21 protein-coding genes are annotated in these 18,075 nt (G+C 64.8%); 13 read left to right on the top strand and 8 right to left on the bottom strand.

Annotated features, from left to right (window positions below; genetic code table 11):
- The 7 genes from AC0L23_RS02015 to AC0L23_RS02045 all read left to right on the top strand — a co-directional run.
- On the top strand, positions 1-249 hold a 249-nt coding region (locus tag AC0L23_RS02015; RefSeq protein WP_473356761.1), incomplete at its 5' end, for a hypothetical protein.
- 51 nt (positions 250-300) lie between these two features.
- The gene (locus AC0L23_RS02020; protein WP_018454547.1) at positions 301-948 is read left to right on the top strand and encodes a TetR/AcrR family transcriptional regulator; all 648 of its coding nucleotides are present in this window, start codon (positions 301-303) and stop codon (positions 946-948) included.
- Positions 949-1,032: 84 nt separating this feature from the next.
- Positions 1,033-1,803 carry an ABC transporter permease gene (locus AC0L23_RS02025; RefSeq protein ID WP_026232760.1) on the top strand — a complete coding sequence of 257 codons (771 nt, stop codon included), beginning with the start codon at positions 1,033-1,035 and terminating at the stop codon, positions 1,801-1,803.
- 18 nt (positions 1,804-1,821) lie between these two features.
- Entirely contained in the window at positions 1,822-2,859 is a 1,038-nt protein-coding gene (locus AC0L23_RS02030; RefSeq protein WP_085353565.1) for an NAD-dependent epimerase/dehydratase family protein, read from the top strand.
- Positions 2,846-3,667 carry a GNAT family N-acetyltransferase gene (locus AC0L23_RS02035; protein WP_085353566.1) on the top strand — a complete coding sequence of 274 codons (822 nt, stop codon included), beginning with the start codon at positions 2,846-2,848 and terminating at the stop codon, positions 3,665-3,667. The genes AC0L23_RS02030 and AC0L23_RS02035 overlap by 14 nt, the downstream gene beginning before the upstream one ends.
- A gap of 6 nt (positions 3,668-3,673) precedes the next feature.
- Positions 3,674-4,729, top strand: coding sequence for a dihydrodipicolinate synthase family protein (locus AC0L23_RS02040; protein ID WP_085353567.1), 1,056 nt, complete (start codon positions 3,674-3,676; stop codon positions 4,727-4,729).
- Complete coding sequence (locus AC0L23_RS02045) at positions 4,717-5,499, top strand: ABC transporter ATP-binding protein (RefSeq protein ID WP_018454552.1); 783 nt, start codon at positions 4,717-4,719, stop codon at positions 5,497-5,499. The genes AC0L23_RS02040 and AC0L23_RS02045 overlap by 13 nt, the downstream gene beginning before the upstream one ends.
- A 155-nt stretch (positions 5,500-5,654) precedes the next feature.
- Here AC0L23_RS02045 and AC0L23_RS02050 read toward each other — a convergent pair whose 3' ends face one another.
- The 3 genes from AC0L23_RS02050 to AC0L23_RS02060 all read right to left on the bottom strand — a co-directional run bounded on the left by AC0L23_RS02050 (position 5,655) and on the right by AC0L23_RS02060 (position 8,188).
- A complete protein-coding gene (locus AC0L23_RS02050; protein WP_018454553.1) occupies positions 5,655-6,746 on the bottom strand; it encodes a TRAP transporter substrate-binding protein in 1,092 nt (363 codons plus the stop codon).
- 154 nt (positions 6,747-6,900) lie between these two features.
- Positions 6,901-7,158, bottom strand: coding sequence for a hypothetical protein (locus AC0L23_RS02055; protein ID WP_007609546.1), 258 nt, complete (start codon positions 7,156-7,158; stop codon positions 6,901-6,903).
- A gap of 79 nt (positions 7,159-7,237) precedes the next feature.
- Positions 7,238-8,188, bottom strand: coding sequence for a DUF2778 domain-containing protein (locus tag AC0L23_RS02060; RefSeq protein ID WP_085354381.1), 951 nt, complete (start codon positions 8,186-8,188; stop codon positions 7,238-7,240).
- A gap of 212 nt (positions 8,189-8,400) precedes the next feature.
- Between AC0L23_RS02060 and AC0L23_RS02065 the strand changes: the two genes are divergently transcribed.
- Both AC0L23_RS02065 and AC0L23_RS02070 read left to right on the top strand, forming a co-directional pair.
- Entirely contained in the window at positions 8,401-8,841 is a 441-nt protein-coding gene (locus tag AC0L23_RS02065; protein WP_018454555.1) for a DUF1810 domain-containing protein, read from the top strand.
- Between the two features lie 87 nt (positions 8,842-8,928).
- Positions 8,929-11,010, top strand: a complete 2,082-nt coding sequence (locus AC0L23_RS02070; RefSeq protein WP_085353021.1) for a methyl-accepting chemotaxis protein — start codon at positions 8,929-8,931, stop codon at positions 11,008-11,010.
- Between the two features lie 4 nt (positions 11,011-11,014).
- Here AC0L23_RS02070 and AC0L23_RS02075 read toward each other — a convergent pair whose 3' ends face one another.
- Together AC0L23_RS02075 and AC0L23_RS02080 are read right to left on the bottom strand one after the other, a co-directional pair.
- Positions 11,015-11,605: an NADPH-dependent FMN reductase gene (locus tag AC0L23_RS02075; protein ID WP_085353019.1), complete on the bottom strand. Its 591-nt coding sequence runs from the start codon at positions 11,603-11,605 to the stop codon at positions 11,015-11,017.
- A gap of 51 nt (positions 11,606-11,656) precedes the next feature.
- Positions 11,657-12,589 (bottom strand): AraC family transcriptional regulator, encoded by a 933-nt coding sequence (locus AC0L23_RS02080; RefSeq protein WP_244559928.1) that lies wholly within the window; start codon positions 12,587-12,589, stop codon positions 11,657-11,659.
- 309 nt (positions 12,590-12,898) lie between these two features.
- Here AC0L23_RS02080 and AC0L23_RS02085 point away from each other — a divergent pair, with 309 nt between their 5' ends.
- Genes AC0L23_RS02085 through AC0L23_RS02095 form a run of 3 tightly spaced genes read left to right on the top strand, consistent with a single transcriptional unit; the run spans position 12,899 to position 15,485 of the window.
- The gene (locus AC0L23_RS02085; RefSeq protein WP_085353018.1) at positions 12,899-13,996 is read left to right on the top strand and encodes a DUF2336 domain-containing protein; all 1,098 of its coding nucleotides are present in this window, start codon (positions 12,899-12,901) and stop codon (positions 13,994-13,996) included.
- Entirely contained in the window at positions 13,993-14,313 is a 321-nt protein-coding gene (locus tag AC0L23_RS02090) for a PilZ domain-containing protein (protein WP_085353016.1), read from the top strand. The genes AC0L23_RS02085 and AC0L23_RS02090 overlap by 4 nt, the downstream gene beginning before the upstream one ends.
- Before the next feature lie 50 nt (positions 14,314-14,363).
- Complete coding sequence (locus tag AC0L23_RS02095) at positions 14,364-15,485, top strand: HD-GYP domain-containing protein (RefSeq protein WP_085353014.1); 1,122 nt, start codon at positions 14,364-14,366, stop codon at positions 15,483-15,485.
- Between the two features lie 26 nt (positions 15,486-15,511).
- Here the strand turns inward: AC0L23_RS02095 and AC0L23_RS02100 are convergent, their stop codons facing one another.
- Positions 15,512-15,715: a hypothetical protein gene (locus AC0L23_RS02100; protein ID WP_018456356.1), complete on the bottom strand. Its 204-nt coding sequence runs from the start codon at positions 15,713-15,715 to the stop codon at positions 15,512-15,514.
- Between the two features lie 131 nt (positions 15,716-15,846).
- On the bottom strand, positions 15,847-16,524 hold the full coding sequence (locus tag AC0L23_RS02105; RefSeq protein WP_085384034.1) for a nitroreductase: 678 nt from the start codon (positions 16,522-16,524) through the stop codon (positions 15,847-15,849).
- 127 nt (positions 16,525-16,651) lie between these two features.
- Here AC0L23_RS02105 and AC0L23_RS02110 point away from each other — a divergent pair, with 127 nt between their 5' ends.
- Positions 16,652-17,614: an alpha/beta hydrolase gene (locus AC0L23_RS02110; protein WP_162496293.1), complete on the top strand. Its 963-nt coding sequence runs from the start codon at positions 16,652-16,654 to the stop codon at positions 17,612-17,614.
- 46 nt (positions 17,615-17,660) lie between these two features.
- On the opposite strand, the gene AC0L23_RS02115 is transcribed toward AC0L23_RS02110, so the two are convergent.
- Positions 17,661-18,032, bottom strand: a complete 372-nt coding sequence (locus AC0L23_RS02115; protein ID WP_085353010.1) for a nuclear transport factor 2 family protein — start codon at positions 18,030-18,032, stop codon at positions 17,661-17,663.
- Positions 18,033-18,075 lie beyond the last annotated feature (43 nt).

The following is an 18,075-nucleotide window of genomic DNA, read 5'->3' on the forward strand; positions in this document are numbered from 1 at the left end:
CCCCCCCCCCCCCCCCCCCCCCCCCCCCCCCCCCCCCCCCGCTCCCCCCCCCCCCCCCCCCCCCCCCCCCCCCCCTCCCCCGCCCCCCCCCCCCCCCCCCCCCCCCCCCCCCCCCCCCCCCCCCCCCCCCCCCCCACGACTGGTGATCCGAGCATCAGGGCCACCGCCAGGGCCGAGCCCGCCGCCTGCAAACGCTTCATCGCATCTCTCCTCGTTGCCCGCGACCGGCTTGTCGCTCTCCCCCCGTGAGGATACCAATGCAACAAGGCCGCCCTCAACTTGTCAACTGTTTGGTTGGAAATGCCCGCAAAACGATCAGGCGACACCGTGCCGCAGCGGCGCGACCCGGTCGCCACACGCAAGAAGCTGCTCACCGCGGCGCGCGAGGAGTTCGCCCGGCACGGCTTTGCCGGCGCCCGCGTCGACGAGATCGCAGAGCGCGCCGGTGTCAACAAGCAGCTCGTCTACCACTATTTCGGCGACAAGGACGCGCTCTATCTCGCCGTGCTCGAATGGGTTTACGCCGATATCCGCGAGCAGGAACGTCAGCTCAATCTCGAAGGCCTGCCGCCGGGAAAGGCGATCCGGAAACTGATCGAGGCCTCGTTCGATTACCTCGCGACGAACCCCGATTTCATCGTGCTTCTGAACGACGAGAACCGCGGCGGTGCCCGCCACGTCCGCGGCTCGACGCGGCTGGAGGCGATGCATTCGCCGCTGGTGAAGAGCGTGTCCCACATCCTTCACGAAGGCGTCCGCGCCGGCATGTTCCGCAAGGGGATCGACCCGATCCAGCTCTATATCTCCATCGCGGGCCTCAGCTATTTCTATCTCTCCAACACGCCGACGCTGTCGGCGATCTTCGGCAAGGACCTGTCGAGCCGGGCCGCGCGCCGCGCCCGCCGCCGGCACGTCGCCGATCTCGTGCTGCATTCGCTCCGGCCATAATCAACCAACTGGTTGAAACTTCCCTCCGGGACGGCTAGGCTTGCGACCAGCGGCAAGGTGGCCGCTGACAGCAGGGGGTAACCGGTGACAGGAGACGGCGCCCGCAATACGCGCAGCTTTGCGATCGTCCTAATCGTGCACTTCGCCGTGCTGGTGCTCTGGCAGGTGCTGGTCGATGCCTTCCACGTCCCGAAGTTCATCCTGCCCTCGCCGCTCGCGACAATCCAGACGCTGGGAACCGCGAGCTACGCCTGGGGCGCCAACACGCTGGTGACGGCGATCGAGATCCTCGGCGGCTTTGCGCTCGGCGCCTTCGTCGGCGTGACGCTGGCCGTCATCTTCAGCTGGGCGCCGCTGATCAGCCTCGTGCTGCTGCCGCTGTTCGTGACGCTGAACATGATCCCGAAGGTCGCGCTTGGTCCGCTCCTCATCGTCTGGTTCTCCTACGGCATCGTGCCGAACATCCTGATCGCCTTCAGCATCTGCTTCTTCCCGATCCTGCTCACCACCGCGCGGGGCTTGCGCGAGGTCGAGCCGGATCTGCTCGACCTCGTCAAATCGCTGCGCGGCTCGCGCTGGACGCTGTTCCGCAAGATCCAGCTGCCGGGATCGCTGCCTTACATCTTCTCCGGAATGAAGGTCGGCGCCATCCTCGCGGTCGCCGGCGCCATAGTCGGCGAGTTCATCGCCTCCGAGCGCGGGCTCGGCTACCTCATGATCCAGGTGCAGTCGTCGCTCGACACGCCCGCGATGGTGATGGCGGTCGTGCTGCTCACCCTGCTCGGCGTCGCGCTTTACGGCTTCGTGCTCGTCCTCGAACGCATCTTCGTCGTCGGCGACGCAAGACAAACTTGAAGATCAAGGACCAAAACCATGCTCCTCACCCGCCAGAACCTGCCGAAGACCATCCCTGATATCGCTGCGCTCGACGATCTCCTGTGCCGGCCGACCCAGGCATTGATCGACGACCTCGCCCCGGTCGACGGCGACATCATGATCCTCGGCGTCGCCGGCAAGATGGGGCCGACGCTGGCGGGGCTTGCCAAGGCCGCAGCGCCCGATCGCCGTGTCATCGGCGTCGCCCGCTTCAGCGACGCCGGCGTCAAGGACTGGCTGCACGCGCGTGGCGTCGAGACTATCAATTGCGACCTAATGGACGAGACCGCGATCCAGGCGCTGCCGAAGGCGCCCAACATTGTCTTCATGGCCGGCCGCAAATTCGGCGCTGAGGGCGATCTCTCGCTGACCTGGGCGATGAATGCGCACGTGCCGGCACTGATCGCGCAGGCCTTCCCCTCGTCGCGGATCGTGGCGTTCTCGACCGGCTGCATCTATCCGTTCGTCCCCGTCGACGGCAAAGGATCGGGCGAGGACATGGCGCCGAACCCGCCCGGCGAGTACGCCCAGTCCTGCGTGGGCCGCGAGCGCATGTTCGAGTATTTTTCGCGCAAGTTCGGAACGCCCGGGCGGCTATTCCGCCTCAACTACGCGATCGACATGCGCTATGGCGTGCTGCACGACATCGCCTTGAAAGTGCTCACGGGCACGCCGATCGACCTCAGCATCGGTCATGTCAATTTCATCTGGCAGGGCGATGCCTCATCGCAGGCGCTGCGCTGCCTCGCGCATTGCACAGCGCCGACCTCGCCGATCAATGTCAGCGGCCACGAGATTTTGGCGGTGCGCGACCTCGCAGCAAGATTCGGCGCCAGGTTCGGCCGTATGCCGGTGCTGACAGGAAACGAAGAGCCGACCGCGTGGCTGACCGACACGTCCAAGGCAGTCGAGCTTTTCGGCCTGCCGATCGTCGACACCGAGCAGCTGATCGCCTGGACGGCGGATTGGGTGTCGCGCGCCATGCCGAGCCTCGGCAAGCCCACCAAATACGAGGTGCGCGATGGACGCTACTGACGATCCGCGCATCATCCGGCTTGGCGTCGAGGATGCTGCGGCGGGCCTCGCGCTCTCGACAGAGGCGCACTGGAACCAGAATGAAGACGACTGGCGGTTTTTCCTAAGCGACGGCGTCGCGTTCGGCATCCGTGATGGCGCGCAACTGGTCGCGACCGCAGCACTCCTGCCCTACCCCGGCGACAACGCCTGGATCAGCATGGTGCTGGTGACGGCAAGCCATCGCCGACGCGGTCTCGCCACGCGGCTCGTCGACGCCTGCCTGGCGATGGCGCGCGAACGCGGCCTGACGAGCTGGCTCGACGCAACCCCGGACGGTGCTGCCGTCTATGGGCCGCTCGGGTTCACGCCGACCCTGCAATTGCGCCGGCTCAAGCTGGTGAAATCGGCATCCGCGTCCGGGCAGGCACCTTCGTCCGCGACACTCGACGCGCTCCGCGCGCGCGACCGGCGCGCCACGGGCCTCGATCGAACCGCCCTGCTCTCCAACTTCGCGCAGCGTTCCGGCTCGCGCATCGTCTCCGCGAACGGCGCCATCGCGCTGGTTCGCGACGGACGTACCGCCCGCCATATCGGCCCGCTGCTTGCCGACGACGCGGCAGCCGCGCTGACCCTGGTCGATGCCATCGCGCGATCGGAGACCGGACCGCTGCTGCTCGATGCCGTCGCGTCGCAAGCCGCGTTCCCTGAAGGATTGACCGCATCCGGCTGGATCATCGAGCGCCCGTTCCAGCGCATGCGGTTCGGCCCCGCTAAGACCGCGGGTGAAGACATGCCATTCGCCGTCGCCGGCCCTGAATTCGGATAGGACATCATGCACCACAGCCAGATCAACAGCGAGATCCGCAAGCTGATCGCCGACGGCACCGTGCTGCCGGCGCATCCCCTCGCGCTCACCGCCGAACGCCAGCTCGACAAAAAGCATCAGCGCGCGCTGACGCGCTATTACATCGAAGCCGGCTCCGGCGGCCTTGCGGTCGGCGTGCACACCACGCAGTTCGCGATCCGTGACGTCGGCCTCTATCGTCCCGTGCTGGAGCTCGCCGCCGAGACGGCGGCGAACTGGACCAAGCGTCCGCTGGCGCTGGTCGCGGGCCTCGCCGGTCCGACTAGGCAGGCCACCGCTGAAGCCCGCACCGCGCGCGACATCGGCTATCACGCAGGGCTCCTCAGTCTCGCTGCGATGAAGAGGGCGTCGGAGGACGAGATCATCGCGCATTGCGCAGCGGTCGCAGCCGAAATTCCGCTGGTCGGCTTCTATCTTCAGCCGACGGTCGGCGGCGTGGTCCTGTCGAGCCGGTTCTGGCAGCGCTTTGCCTCGATCGACAATGTCATCGCGATCAAGATCGCGCCGTTCAACCGCTACCGGACCCTTGATGTTTTGCGCGGCGTCGCGGCAGCCGGCGCGCTCGACCGCGTTGCGCTCTATACCGGCAATGACGACCACATCCTGCTCGACCTGATGCTGCCGTTCGACCTCCGCGACAACGGCGTCACCACGCGCACTTATTTCAAAGGCGGCCTGCTCGGCCACTGGTCGGTGTGGACGGCGAGCGCGATCAAACAGTTCGAGCGCTGCAAAGCGGCACGGCACAAGGACAGCGTGCCGGCCGATTTGCTCGCGCTCGATGCCCGCGTCACCGATTGCAACAGCGCATTCTTCGACGTCGCCAACGATTTTCACGGCTGCATCGCCGGCTGCCATGAGGTGCTGCGACGGCAGGGCCTGATGCAGGGCCTGTGGTGCCTCGATCCGAACGAGGGCCTGAGCCCCGGCCAGAAGGACGAGATCGAGCGCGTGTACCGCGAGCATTCCGACCTCAGCGACGACGCGTTCGTGGCCGCAAACTTGGATAAATGGCTGGCATGAGCTCAAGCCCCTTTATCAGCCTGCACGGCGTCCGCAAGGTCTATCGCAGCGGCGGCGCCGAATTCCTGGCGGTGTCCGACGTCACCATGGACGTGCAGGAGGGTGAGCTGGTCTCGCTGGTCGGCCCGTCCGGCTGCGGCAAGACCACCGTGATGAAGATTTTGGCCGGCTTGCACGACGCCGACGGCGGCACGGTGAAGATCGGCAACGCCAAAAGCCCGTTCGATCCGACCCGCGACATTGGCATGGTGTTCCAGCAGGCGTTGCTGCTGAAATGGCGGACCATCCTGGACAACGTGCTGCTGCCGGCAGAGATCGTCGGTCTTCCGATGAAGGCCGCGCGCGAGCGGGCGCGCGATCTGCTCAATCTGGTGGGTCTTGCCGGCTACGAGCAGAAATATCCGCGAGAGTTGTCCGGCGGCATGCAGCAGCGCACCGCCATCGCGCGCGCCTTCATTCACGACCCGAAACTGATCCTGATGGACGAGCCGTTCGGCGCGCTGGACGCGCTGACGCGCGAGCAGATGAATCTAGAGATGCTGCGGATCTGGCGCGAGAGCGGCAAGACCATCATCTTCATCACGCACTCAATCCAGGAGGCCGTGTTCCTGTCCTCGCACTGCGCCGTGCTGACGGCGGGACCTGCGAAGATGGCCGATTATTTCCCCATCGACCTGCCCTTCCCACGGGCTCTGCCGCTGAAGACGACGGACGCGTTCGGCGCCTATGCGCGCCGGATCTATGAGAAGCTGGGGCTGGGGGCGGCTTAATTCAGCGCACGATAGATGCCATAGGGTGGGCAAAGCGACTTGTCCGCCGTAGCTCGACGAGCGAAGGCGGAAGCGTGCCCACCATGGCGAGTCAAGCAAGCAGTGGTGGGCACGGCGCAAGTGCGCCTTTGCCCACCCTACGGGAGTTTGCGCGATCAAGCCTTGTTGCGCATCTTGCCGAGCAGATAATTGTCGTAAAAATTCTCCGCGATCTGCGTGTAGAACAGCAGCTCCTTCATATAGGCGTCGTGGCTTTCCTTGGTGCGCTTGAACAGGTCGCTCTTGATGGCGAGCTCGTTCAGATGGTCCTGGGTCGCGGTGTAGCAGGCCTCCAGCACCGGCTGCGGAAACGCCTTCAGCTCCGCGCCATTGGCGATCAGCCGCTTCAGCGCCGCCGGATTCACGCTGTCGTATTTCTCGAGCATCCAGGCGCCCGCGGCCGACGCGGCCTGGTTGACGATCGCCTGGTACTGCTTCGGCAGCGACGCCCACTTCTCGTCGTTGACGATCATGTGCAGCATGGCGCCGCCTTCCCACCAGCCGGGGAAGTAGTAATATTTGGCGACCTTCTGGAAGCCGAGCTTCTCGTCGTCATAGGGGCCGACGAATTCGACTGCGTCGATCGTGCCCTTCTCCAGCGCCGGATAGATGTCGCCGCCCGCGATCTGCTGCGGGACCACGCCGAGCCGCGCCAGCACATGACCACCCATGCCGGCGATGCGGAATTTCAGGCCCTTGAGATCGTCGACGGTCTTGATCTCCTTGCGGAACCAGCCGCCCATCTGGGTGCCGGAATTGCCGCAGAGGATGGCGTGCGCCTTGAACGGCTTCAGCGCCTCGTTGGTGAGGTCGGCGCCGCCGCCGAAATGCCACCAGGATTCCTGATGGCGATGGTTCATGCCGAACGGCGCGCCGGTGGCATAGGCCAGCGCCGGCTCCTTGCCGATGTAGAAATAGAGCGGGGTCTGCGCCATGTCGACAGAAGCGGTGCTGACCGCATCGAGCGCCTGCAGGCCGGGAACGAGCTCGCCGGCCGCGAAGGTCTGGATCTGGAATTTGTTGTCGGTGGCCTCGGCAACATATTTCGCAAAAGTCTGAGCGGTGCCGTAGATAGTGTCCAGCGACTTCGGGAAGCTCGAGGTCAGGCGCCATTTGATCTCGGGCGCGCTTTGCGCGATCGCAGGTGCGGCAACCAGCGTCGTCGCGCCGGCAACCGCGCCGCCCTTGAGGAATGTACGGCGTTTCATGATGGTCTCTCCCTGAACTATGTTTCAACGTATCGGCTTGAGCGCGATCTTCGCAGACCATGGCCTGTTGCTATAGCGGAGTTCAACTAGTGAGCGGTAGCCCGGATGGAGCGCAGCGCAATCCGGGAATCTTCCCAAATTTCCCGTGTCGCTCTCAGAGCAGCTTGGCGCTCACAAACAGCGCGCGCACGGCGTTGGTCGCCTGCACCACGAGCATGGCGTTCTCGGCGGCACCTTCGAGCGCCGCGACCGCGTCTTCATGCAGCGAGCGGAATTCCATCCACTCGACCGATTTGAAATTGGTGAGGAATTGATAGGCCTGGCCGACGGTCGCGATCGCCAGCGTGTCGCCGTTCAGCTTGATCTTGAACGTCGTGCGCAGCGGGGTCTCGGAACTTTGCGGATCACTCATGGGCTGCTTCTGGACGATGACGGCTTAACGAAAGGAAAACGGCAGCCCCGCCGTAGCAGGCCAATATCCGGAGCAGATATCAGGACTCGGTGCTCGCGCGCTGCGAGGCGGTCGCCGATGGGGTCAGCCTCGGCACCACGACCAGACGGTTGAACTCACCGTTGTCGTAGGCTTTCATGAATCGATCATAGTCCTTGATCGAAACGCAGCCGTTGGAGTCGCCACGAGGCCCGAGCATGTAATTGTGGGTGAGCAGGCCGACGCGGCCGAGCGCGCTGGTGCCCTCGGCGGGCGTCAAGCGCAGTGCGCGGACGCCGTGAAACAGTTTTTCGCGCGGCTTCAGGTCGTAGGTCGCAGGCGGGGTCGCGCCAACCATGCGCTGGTCGACGTGCTCCGGGTCGTCCATCAGCGCGCCCATGCCGGAATGCGCTTCCAGCGCGATGCCGCTCGGCAGGTAAAGCGCCTTGGCCGAGATGTCGTAGACCGCGGTGCGCGAATCGTAGCCAAGCGCGGCGAGATCCGGCGCCTTGCCGAACAGGCCGCTGTCGGGCGTCAGCGAGGCCAGCCTGATCTTGTCGGTGAATTTTTCGAAGAAATTGCGGTTGTCGACCCGGGGGTTGGTCTCGGCATAAGCCTGGCTCGAGGCAATCTGGGCGGAGATGTCCGCCTGGGGCGGGCGCGAGCGCGGCATCGGGATGGCGTCAGCACGCTGCGATTGTCTCGTCTCCTCGGACATATGCCGGTCGTCATCGGTCAGGGTCGAGCGCCAGTCGTCGCCCTGGAGCTTCTGGGCGAGCATCGCCTTGGCATCGCGCAATTTGAGCTGGACTGCATTGACCGCGGAGCGCTCCAGCGTTCGCAGGCCGAGCTCGCGGGCGGGCGGACTGCTGGAAGCCGAAGCGAATCGATCATCGAACGAAGGCGCATTGGCCGGCGGCAGTGCGGCGGTGACCAGCGAGGCCGAACCGCCGATATCCGCGACCCAGGCGGCAGCGCCCAGTGCCAGCGCGACGGCGGCCAGAGACAGCAATATCGTCTCGGCTCGCCCAATACGGCGGCGCGACAATAGCCCCTCGGCTCGTGCCCGGTCGGAAACCATCAGATCCCCAAAATCGACCCCCGAGGGGACCCACCCCCACCCGGAGATTCTCTACCAGCTACCACATTGGGAGCCAAAAGTTAGGCATAATCGCGGCCGGCAAGGGCCCCGGCAAGCCATTCCAGGGTATCCCAAGGTATCTTATGACCGATCCGTTCGATCTAGAGCGCTTTGTCCGGGCCCAGGACCCGGTCTATGGCGACGTCCAGGGGGAGCTGACCCGGGGCCGAAAGCAGAGCCACTGGATGTGGTTCGTCTTCCCGCAGGTCGCCGGTCTCGGCTTCAGCGCCATGTCCCAGCGCTACGCCATCACCTCCCGCGCCGAGGCCCAGGCCTATCTCGCCCACCCCATCCTCGGTCCGCGCCTGATCGAATGCACGCGGCTCGTGCTCGCCGTCGAGGGCCGGACCATCAACGCCATCCTCGGCGCGCCCGATGATGCCAAATTCCGCTCGTCGATGACGCTGTTCGACGCGGTGTCCGATGAGCCCGTTTTCGACGAGGCGCTCGCCCGGTATTTTTCGGACAAGCGCGATCAGGCAACGCTCGATATCCTCGCGGCCCTTGACCGACAGCCCAAGTGACCGCAGCCACCAGCGTAAACCCGGGATTAACATCGCCTGCCTATTGTCCGTGCAAATAATTTCCCGCGCCAGTTGCCGGACAGAATCATGAAAATCGGTACGCTCCTGACCACCGCCATCGTCTCGCTCTCGACAGTGGGCGGCGGCCTCGCCGTCTACGTCGCCGTGACGAAATACCAGACGATGGAACGGATCACCGAAGCGCAGGGGCGGCTGGCGATCGTCCGCGCCGTCAGCGACATCCCGCGCTACCTCAATCCCGAGCGCGGCTTTTCCACCAACATCCTCTACGGCCCTCCCGCGGTCGACCCGGCGCTGCTTGCCGAGCAGGACAAGCTGCGCAAGCAGACCGATGCCGCCCGCGACAGGATGAACGCGCTGCGCAAGGACCTGCCCGGCCCGTTCGATGACGGCAACACCACCGGCGGCAACATCGACGCCATCAATTCGAAGTTCACGGCGCTGCGCGAAGCCATCGACAAGGCGATGGCAGGCCCGCCGGAGGCGCGCAAGGATGCCGCCAAGAAGATCGTCGCCGACAACGCCGTGCTCAACGCCGGCGTGACCGCGCTGCTCAACGAGCAGGTTCGCCGCATGGCGATCCTCAACGGCGATGCCTACCGGCAGGCCAGCTACGCCAACATCGCGATGACATTGCGCGACGTGGGCGGCTTCAACTCCAGCCTGCACAAGAATCTCGTCGGCGGCAAGAAACCGGCGACCGATGCCGAGAAGGCCGAGATCAGCCGCTCGCAGGGCCGCAACGATCAGATCGTGATGTCGCTGCTGGAGTTGCGCGGCAATCCCGCAACGCCGGCGAACGTCGCCGCCGCGCTGGAAAAATTCAACGCGATCTACATCGAAGAGTTCGGCCGCGAGCTCAAGCTGGTGAAGGAGGGTGCGGTCACCGGCAAGTACGAACACGACATGGACACCTATTACACCGCCACGCAGCGCGGCCTCAGCACCATTATCGAGGTCCGCGACGCCTTCTACGACAACGCCGAGCAGATTCTCGCCGGTGCCTCCACTGCGGCCCACACCAGCTTCACCATCGCACTCGCGGGCCTCCTCGCCGTGCTGATCGCCAGCGCCGGCCTCATCGTCACGGTCCGCCGCCGCGTCTGCGCCCCGATCGTCAACCTGACCACGCGGATGTCGCGGCTCGCCGACGGCGAGGTCGCGGAAGAGATTCCCGGCGCCGAACGTTCCGATGAAATCGGCGCGATGGCCGCAGCCGTCCGGGTGTTCAAGGACAACATGATCCGGGCCGACAGCCTCGCGGCGGAGAAGCAGGCCGAGAACGACGGCAAGATGCGCCGCGCACAGGCGCTCGACGGGATCACCCGCGCGTTCGAAGCCAAGGTCACCGAGCTCGTCGGCGGCTTGTCCCGCGCTTCAGCCACCATGGAAAGCACGGCGCAGTCGATGACCTCGACGGCTGCCCAGACCAACAGCCAGGCCGCCGTCGTCGCCGCCGCCTCACAGCAGACATCGAGCAACGTGCAGACGGTCGCGAGCGCCACCGAGGAGCTGACCTCTTCGATTTCGGAGATCGCCCGTCAAGTGGCCCAGTCCACCGAGATCGCGGCCCGCGCCGTCGACAACGCCCGCCGCACCGGCGACACCGCCCGTGCGCTGGCCGAGGGCGCGCAGAAGATCGGCGACGTCGTCACGCTGATCCAGAGCATCGCCGAGCAGACCAATTTGCTGGCGTTGAACGCGACCATCGAGGCCGCCCGCGCCGGCGACGCCGGCCGCGGCTTCGCGGTAGTTGCTGCCGAGGTGAAATCGCTGGCGGGCCAGACCGCCAAGGCCACCACCGAAATCTCCGAGCAGATTTCGGCGATCCAGGCCGCGAGCGACGAGACCGTCACCGCGATCCGCAACGTCGCCGACGTCATCGGCGAGATCGACCAGATCGGCACCGCGATCGCGGCCGCGATCGAGGAACAGGGCTCGGCGACCAAGGAGATCGCCCGCAGCGTCCAGGAAGCCGCGCGCGGCACCCAGGAGGTCAACACCAACATTTCAGGCGTGCAGCGCGCCGCCGACGACACCGGTACGGCCGCGCGGGAGGTGCTGGGCGCAGCCGAGCAGCTCTCGTCCCAGTCACGCGATCTCGCCGGACAGTTCGACCGCTTCCTCGGTGAGGTCAGGTCGGCGTAAGGACTTAGTACGGCGGCGCCTTGCGCGCCCGCTGCGCCTTGGCCGCCTCGATCCACCATGCGAGATCGTCGGCGAAGCGCGGGAACGAGCGTTCCAGCGCTTTGCCGCCCTCGCCGATCGGTTCACCCGCTTCCGACAGCGTCTGTGCGATCGGGCCGACGCCGATGGTGCTCGACACCACCACCATGCCCATCTCCGACAACGTGCCATGCCAGGCGGTCGAGGCACGCGCGCCGGACAGGCGGCCGGCCGAGTAGCTCACGATCGCGGCTGGGCGCCAGAACCACTCCTCGAGGAAGTGGTCGGTAAGATTCTTCAGGCCCGGCTGGATGCCCCAATTGTATTCGCCAGTGACGAAGACGAAACCATCGGCGCCGCGGATCTCTCCGGCGAGCTTCTCCAGCGCCTCGGGTGCGGAGCCCTTGGGGTATTCCTTGTACATGCGATCGAGCATCGGCAGGCCGATCGCCTTGGCGTCGATAAACACGACGTCGTCGCCGCGGGCGCGCAGGCGATCGATGACGAAATTCGCCAGGCGTATGCCCATGCGGTCGGAACGGTAGGAACCGTAGAGGACGAGAATGCGATTGCTCATGGGCAGCAGTCTAGCACGGATCATCAGGCCGGCCCTCAACGTTTTGACGCGCTAAGTTCGCCGTCCGGATTCAAGCGTTTGCGACGGTGTCTCGCCGAACTGGTCGCGATAGCTTCTGGAGAAGTCGCCGAGATGCCAGAAGCCGAACGCCAGCGCGACGGCCTTGACACTATCGGCACCCGCGAGCAGCCGCTGACGCACCAGCCACAGCCGCCGCAGGCGCAAGTAGCGGTGCAGGCTCATTCCACGATAGCGGCGGGCGACGTCGTGCATGGTGCGAACGGACAAGCCGAGTTTGCGCGCGATCTCGTCGCTGTAGATGGGCAGCGAGAGGTCGTCGGAAAGCAGCGCGCGGATGTCCTGAAAGACTTTGAAGTTGCGCTCGTCATTGGGGCGCAGGGTCCATCGCGCGGGAACGATACTTTCGAAAATTGCGTCCACAGCGCCGAGCAGGGTCTCCTTCATGCCGGCCGCCTTCAGCGGCAAGTCGGGCGAGGCGACGGGCTCCGACGCGGCTTCCAAGACTTCCCGGACCACACCGCGAAGCCGGCTCAAGCCCGCAGCGGTCGTTTCGAAGATGTTGAAGCAGAGGGTTGCTTGTGGCCAGCCGCGATCCGTCACCTCCGGCCTGAACACCACCGAGGCGATTTGCCGCTGCACCTCCTCGATGATGGTGTAAGCCGCGCCGCCGCTGCCGATGACGATAACGGGTCGTATACGCCGCGCGCCGTTGAATCGAACGGTCACGTCCAAATCGTCCATCGTGAATCCGATCGCGGTACAATTCTCGACGAGCTGTGCGTCGACGACCCGCGGAAATGCCCGCGTCAAATTCAGGTCGCAGCCGGGTAGCGACAGAATACTCTGCTCGGCCGAAATCCTCCGTACAAAAGGCGTGAACTCGAAGTCGAGCCCTCGTATGGCGTTTCGAAATTCATCGACGTCGGAAGCGAAATACCTTTGGCGCCAGCGTCGGCGGATCATCACTTCTATTCATGGCAATATGAACTTCGCGTCGCAACACACGCGTCCGGCGACGATGCCGGCCCGCTTCTGCGCTCCGTGTGCCTTAAGTCTGAAAGAATCACTTCGAACTATGCCGACCAGTTGGCGAGCGTCGAAGTCCAAGGACAAGGCGGCGCATCAAATCTCGCCAATTTTCGATAGCGTTTTCCGTGTGGCCAGCGGTGCAGATATACCTAGACGAGCAAAATCCAAACTTCAAATTAACGTCTGTCGGGCGGAATAGGTGCAGTTCGATAGTCCAAATTAATTTTAGGTCAGGCCCCTGCCATGATGGCAAATTCGCCTGCTGATATTCTTGCTGAATTGGAAGAGGTGGTCGCAACCTACCCACCGCACCGTTGCGCACGCATTCTCGCCGGCATGGTGCAGTTGCTCACTGGCAGCCGCGGCCAGTGCCGGGAATTGCTCGTCAACGTGGTCGACGGTGTTCTGCTGCGATTGACGGAACGGGTCGAGGCCAGCGCACTGGTTCAGCTCAGCACGGCGCTCGCGGAACTTGACATCGCGCCTCCCGAAACATTGTGGCGTCTCGCCTCGCACGATAGTCCGGACGTGGCATGTCCTGTGTTGCTCAAGTCGCGTGCACTTTCCGCAGCCGATCTCGAGGCTGTCATTGACTCCCGTGGCGAGTGGCATCGACGCGCGATCGCCGCGCGCAGCGACATCGCGCCGACGGTGACTGAGGCGCTGATCAAGCACGGCGGCCCGATCTGCCTTGACCTGATCAAGAACCAGGGAACGAAATTCTCCGACGCAGCCTATGCAGCGCTAATTGCCAAGGCCGACCAGGACGGCGAGATCGCGAAGGCGCTGGTGCTCCGGCCCGGCACGCCCGATCTGGTCGTGCGCAAGCTGCTCTCCGCCCCACCAGCCCGGAAGGCACCCGCCCCGTCCGCCGCAGCGCCGGTGCCGGAAGCGGAGCCGGCTCCGCCAAAGCGGCCTTGCCGGGCCGACTACGCGGGCGCGAGGCCCGAGATCGTCGCCCTCAACCGCATCGGCAAGCTCAACGATTCCACGGTGAACCGCTTTGCGATCCGCGGCGAGACGGCCAATTTATTCACGGCGCTGTCGGTGCTTTCAGGGGCGCCGCTCGAAATTATCGAGCATGTCGCGAGCGATGACGATTGCGAGGGGCTGGTCATGGCGTGTCGGGCGTCGCGGCTAAACTGGCAGACCACCCTTACCATCCTGAGCAACCGCAGCGGAAAAAGGCTCTCCTATTCCGAGCGCGAGCGCGCGCAACGGATCTTCGAGACGCTGCTTCTGTCCACCAGCCAATGGACAGTGCGATGGGGGCAAATAGTAGCAAACGCCAGCACAGGCGACCCGGGAAATCGCAGCCCGAAGATGGGGGTTAGCCGATGAAGTTCGACGGTCGCAAAGCGATGCGCGTAAAAATGGATCACAAGCAGCCTGTCAATCTAATGGGCTCGGACGGCACTTGGCGGCGCAGTTGCGTTTTGCTCGACATATCGCAAAGCGGTGCAAAGATCGAGGTCGAGGGCACGCTCGACGTGCTCCAGGCCAAGGAATTCTTCCTGCTGCTGTCCTCGACGGGGCTCGCCTACCGGCGCTGCGAACTGGTCTGGATCGACGGCACCACGGCCGGCGTGCACTTCGTCACCGCAGACGGCAAGAAGAAACCGGCAGCCGCTGTGCAGGCTGCCGCTCAGAGCAAATAGGCCCAAGGATTCATCAGCCCGATCCAACTCCAGCATGATTCAGGTCAACCTTGCAGAACGCGCGAACTATATCCCGCCCCGTCAAAGGCGACGGCGGCATCCGAGAGAAGGAAGCGGCACGCCCATTCGTGCATGTGCTGGCTGACTCCTCGGAAAAATTGTCGAGCGTCTGTTCGATTCTCGAGCAACGGTTTGCCGTCGCAGGCGAACGGCTCGACGCAGAAGCCAAGCTGTCCCAGATGCCGTTCGCGATCGTCATCCGTGCGGAATTGCGTGACGTCCACACCATCGCGGCCATCAAGAAACGAGCCATAAAGTTCGCAAAGGCAACGAAGCGCATCTTCCTGGTCGAGCACCCCTCTCACATGAGTATCTCGCAGGCCTACGCGCTCGGGGCCACGCTCGTCCTTCCCGGGACGATCGACAAGATCAAGCTGCTGGCAGCGCTGGCTGATTCCGCCGAAGAGGCGTCTGCTTCCTCAGGTCAGGCGCCGCAGCAGGACAATGCCGTCGAGGCCGCGGCGACGGCGATCGCGTCGATGTTCACTGCCGTCGCGCTCGGCGAGCCCATCGATGTCGACGGCACGAAGGAAGCCGGCCGCAAGATCGCTGATCGCATCACCCAGCATGGCTTGTCCGAGTGGCTCACCACTGTGCGGCGCCACCACGAGGGAACCTACCAGCACTGCCTGCTCGTGACCGGCGTTGCGATCGACTTCGGACTGAGTCTCGGTGTGGGCCGCGCCGATCTCGAGCGGCTGTATTCGGCGGCCATGTTCCACGACCTCGGCAAGGCCCGGATCCCGCTTGCCATCCTCGACAAGCCCGGCCGTCTCGATCCGGCCGAACGTGCCATGATCGAGACTCACCCGATTGCGGGTTACGATTTCCTGAAAGACCACGACAATATCTCACCGGAGATCCTCGATGCCGTGCGGCATCATCACGAATTTCTTGACGGCAGCGGCTATCCGGATGCACTCGGGGCCGAGAGTATTGGCGACATCGTGCGGATTCTCACGATCTCGGACATCTTCGCGGCCCTGATCGAGTATCGGCACTACAAGCCGACGCTGCCACGCAGCGAAGCCTATGACATCCTATGCGGGATGAGCGGAAAGTTGGAGAAGGCGCTGCTGACCGCGTTCAGGCAGGTCGCTCTCACGAGGTAAGCGCAGCAACCCGTCTCGACCCCAGTCTAGTGCGCGGCGCGATGTCTGGTGCGGCGCGGAACGGTCCGGCAGGCGAGCCCTTCGGCCAGCAGCTTCATGTCCTCGTGCCGGCCGCTGCGGATCAGCCGACCGAACTCTTCGGGTGTGAAAGGAAGACTTGGATCATCATCAATCGGACGCCGCACTCGCGGGCCGAAGAACCGTCGAACCAGGCTAGCGAGCCGCCGCATGTCAATTCCCTCGCGCCAGCATCAAACCTTTCAGTCCCCACATTGTTCCTCCCGCGCGATCGAGATTGCAAGAGGCCGCCAAGCGGTCCGCACCAAAAAAATTCGCGAGAGAATAATCTCCTCTGCCTGCGCTACTCGGCGAATCCGACGTAGCGCACGAAATCGTCGTTGCCCTCGCGATCGGAGCGCACCGCGTTCGCGGCAAAGTTGTCGTCGGGATAGCCCATCGCGACGCAGGTCATGATCACCTCTTCCTCCGGAATGTTCGCGACCTCGCGCACGATGTCGGAGCGCATGATTCCCTGCCCGTTGATCACCGAACCGAGCCCGCGGTCCCAGGCCGCGAGCACGATGCCGTAGCAGAGCGCGCCCAGGTCGAAATGGCAGACCGCGCCGGGATCGAGCACGCGGTCATAGGTCAAGACCAGCGAGACCGGCGCGTCGAACTGGCGGAAGCCGCGCAGCACCCAGTCCTGACGCATCGGCTTGTCGTCGCGCGCGATTCCCATCGCGCCGAACAGTTTCTTGGCGACGTCGACTTGCCGCGTCCGGTGCACCCCCTGGTATTCGCCGTGGCTGACGATGTCGCGCTTGACCTTGGCGCCGGCAACCATCTCCTCCATGTTGCGTCGGCGCAGCTGTTCCAGCGGACTGCCTGTGAGCACGTGGACATGCCAGGGCTGGGTGTTCATCGACGACGGCGCACGCTTGGCGGTGTCGATGATCGCCTCGATCACCGCGCGCGGCACCGGCTCGTTCCTGAAGCCGCGCACGCTGCGGCGCGACTGGACCAGCGTTTCGAATTCCACCTCAAGACCTCCCTGCCCGTTCATCTCCGGCATGGCCACCTGAGAGCGGTTGCCGACGCGGCGCGCCATATCTATGCTAACCCGCAAGCAAGACCAAGAACCGTGTGAGGATTCCATGAAAGCCAACATGGCCGTACCGCTCGATCCCGTCATCGCCCAGATCATTCCGCTGCTGCCGATGCGCGATGCCACCACGATGACGCCACAGAGCGCCCGCGATTCCTTGCGCGCACTGGCTGCCTCGCGCGCGGCGATACCGCCGCCACCGGTCGACATCGTCGCGGATATCAAGGTGAAAGGCGGCGCCGGTCCGCTCGATGCACGTGTCTACCGCGTCGGCACCACGCCGGCGCCGACCGTGGTGTTCTTCCATGGTGGCGGCTGGGTCGCAGGCGACCTCGAGACCCACGACCGGCAGGCCCGCAACCTTGCGATCGAGACCGGCGCCGTCGTCGTCTCCGTCGACTATCGCCGCCCGCCCGAAACGCGCTTTCCCGGCGCGTTCGAGGACGCCTTTGCCGCGGTGAGCGACGTGTTTGGCCGCGTCGCGGAATTTGGCGGCGATGCACAACGCCTCGGTGTTGCCGGCGACAGCGCCGGCGGCAATCTCGCCGCCACCACCGCAATCGCCTGCCGCGACGCCGGCATCAAGCTCGCCGCGCAACTCTTGGTCTACCCCGTGACCGACGTCCTCGGCAGTTATGCGGACGCGCGCGAGAACGCACGCTTCCCCTCGCGCGCCGAGAATGCCGAAGGCTACTTCCTCTCGCGTGCTGTGATGGAGTGGTTTTGCGGCCATTATCTCGCCGATCCCTCGCATGCCACCGACTGGCGTGTCTCGCCGCTGCGCGCGACTTCGCTTGGCGGCGTCGCGCCCGCGATCGTCACCACGGCCTGGTTCGATCCTCTGCGCGACGAGGGCGCAGCCTATGCACGGGCGCTGGAAGCCGCCGGCGTGCGGGTGAAGCATCACGAGGGCGCCGGCCTGATCCACGGCTATTTCGGCCTCGGCGACGCCTCCGAGGTGGCGCGAGCCGAAGCACAGCGCGCACGCGCGGACTTCAAGGCGCTTCTCGCGCGCGGCACCTGAGGGCGATGTCCGGAGCAGCAGGATCGACCGCCGCGCCGGCCGGCGTTCAGACCTTCGCAGCGGGCACGTCGAAGAAGCCGGTCGCCTGAACGAGGCGGCCATCGTCGCCGAAGCGGCCGAAACTCTCGCCCGTGACGAACACGCGACCGGCGCCGTCGTACATCGTCCAGCGAAACAGCCCCTGATCATGGTGCTCGAGGAAGCTGTCATTCCTGAAATGCGCGCCAGGAAACTTAAGCTGGGTTTGACCGATGCGCGCCATCAAGGCGTCACGTCCCTCAATCTGCGAGCCCGGATCGGTATACACGCAGTCCGCGGCCACGCTTTGCTCGAGCAGCCGACGCCGCTCGTCCTCATCGATGGGTCCCCACGCCGCCTGATAGATGTTCCAGGTCTTCAGTCGCGCTTCATCGTTCATCTCGCAGATCCTCTCATGGCTTCATGCCGCTTCCCGCAAATTG

Source organism: Bradyrhizobium sp. MI1.4 (assembly GCF_055811315.1).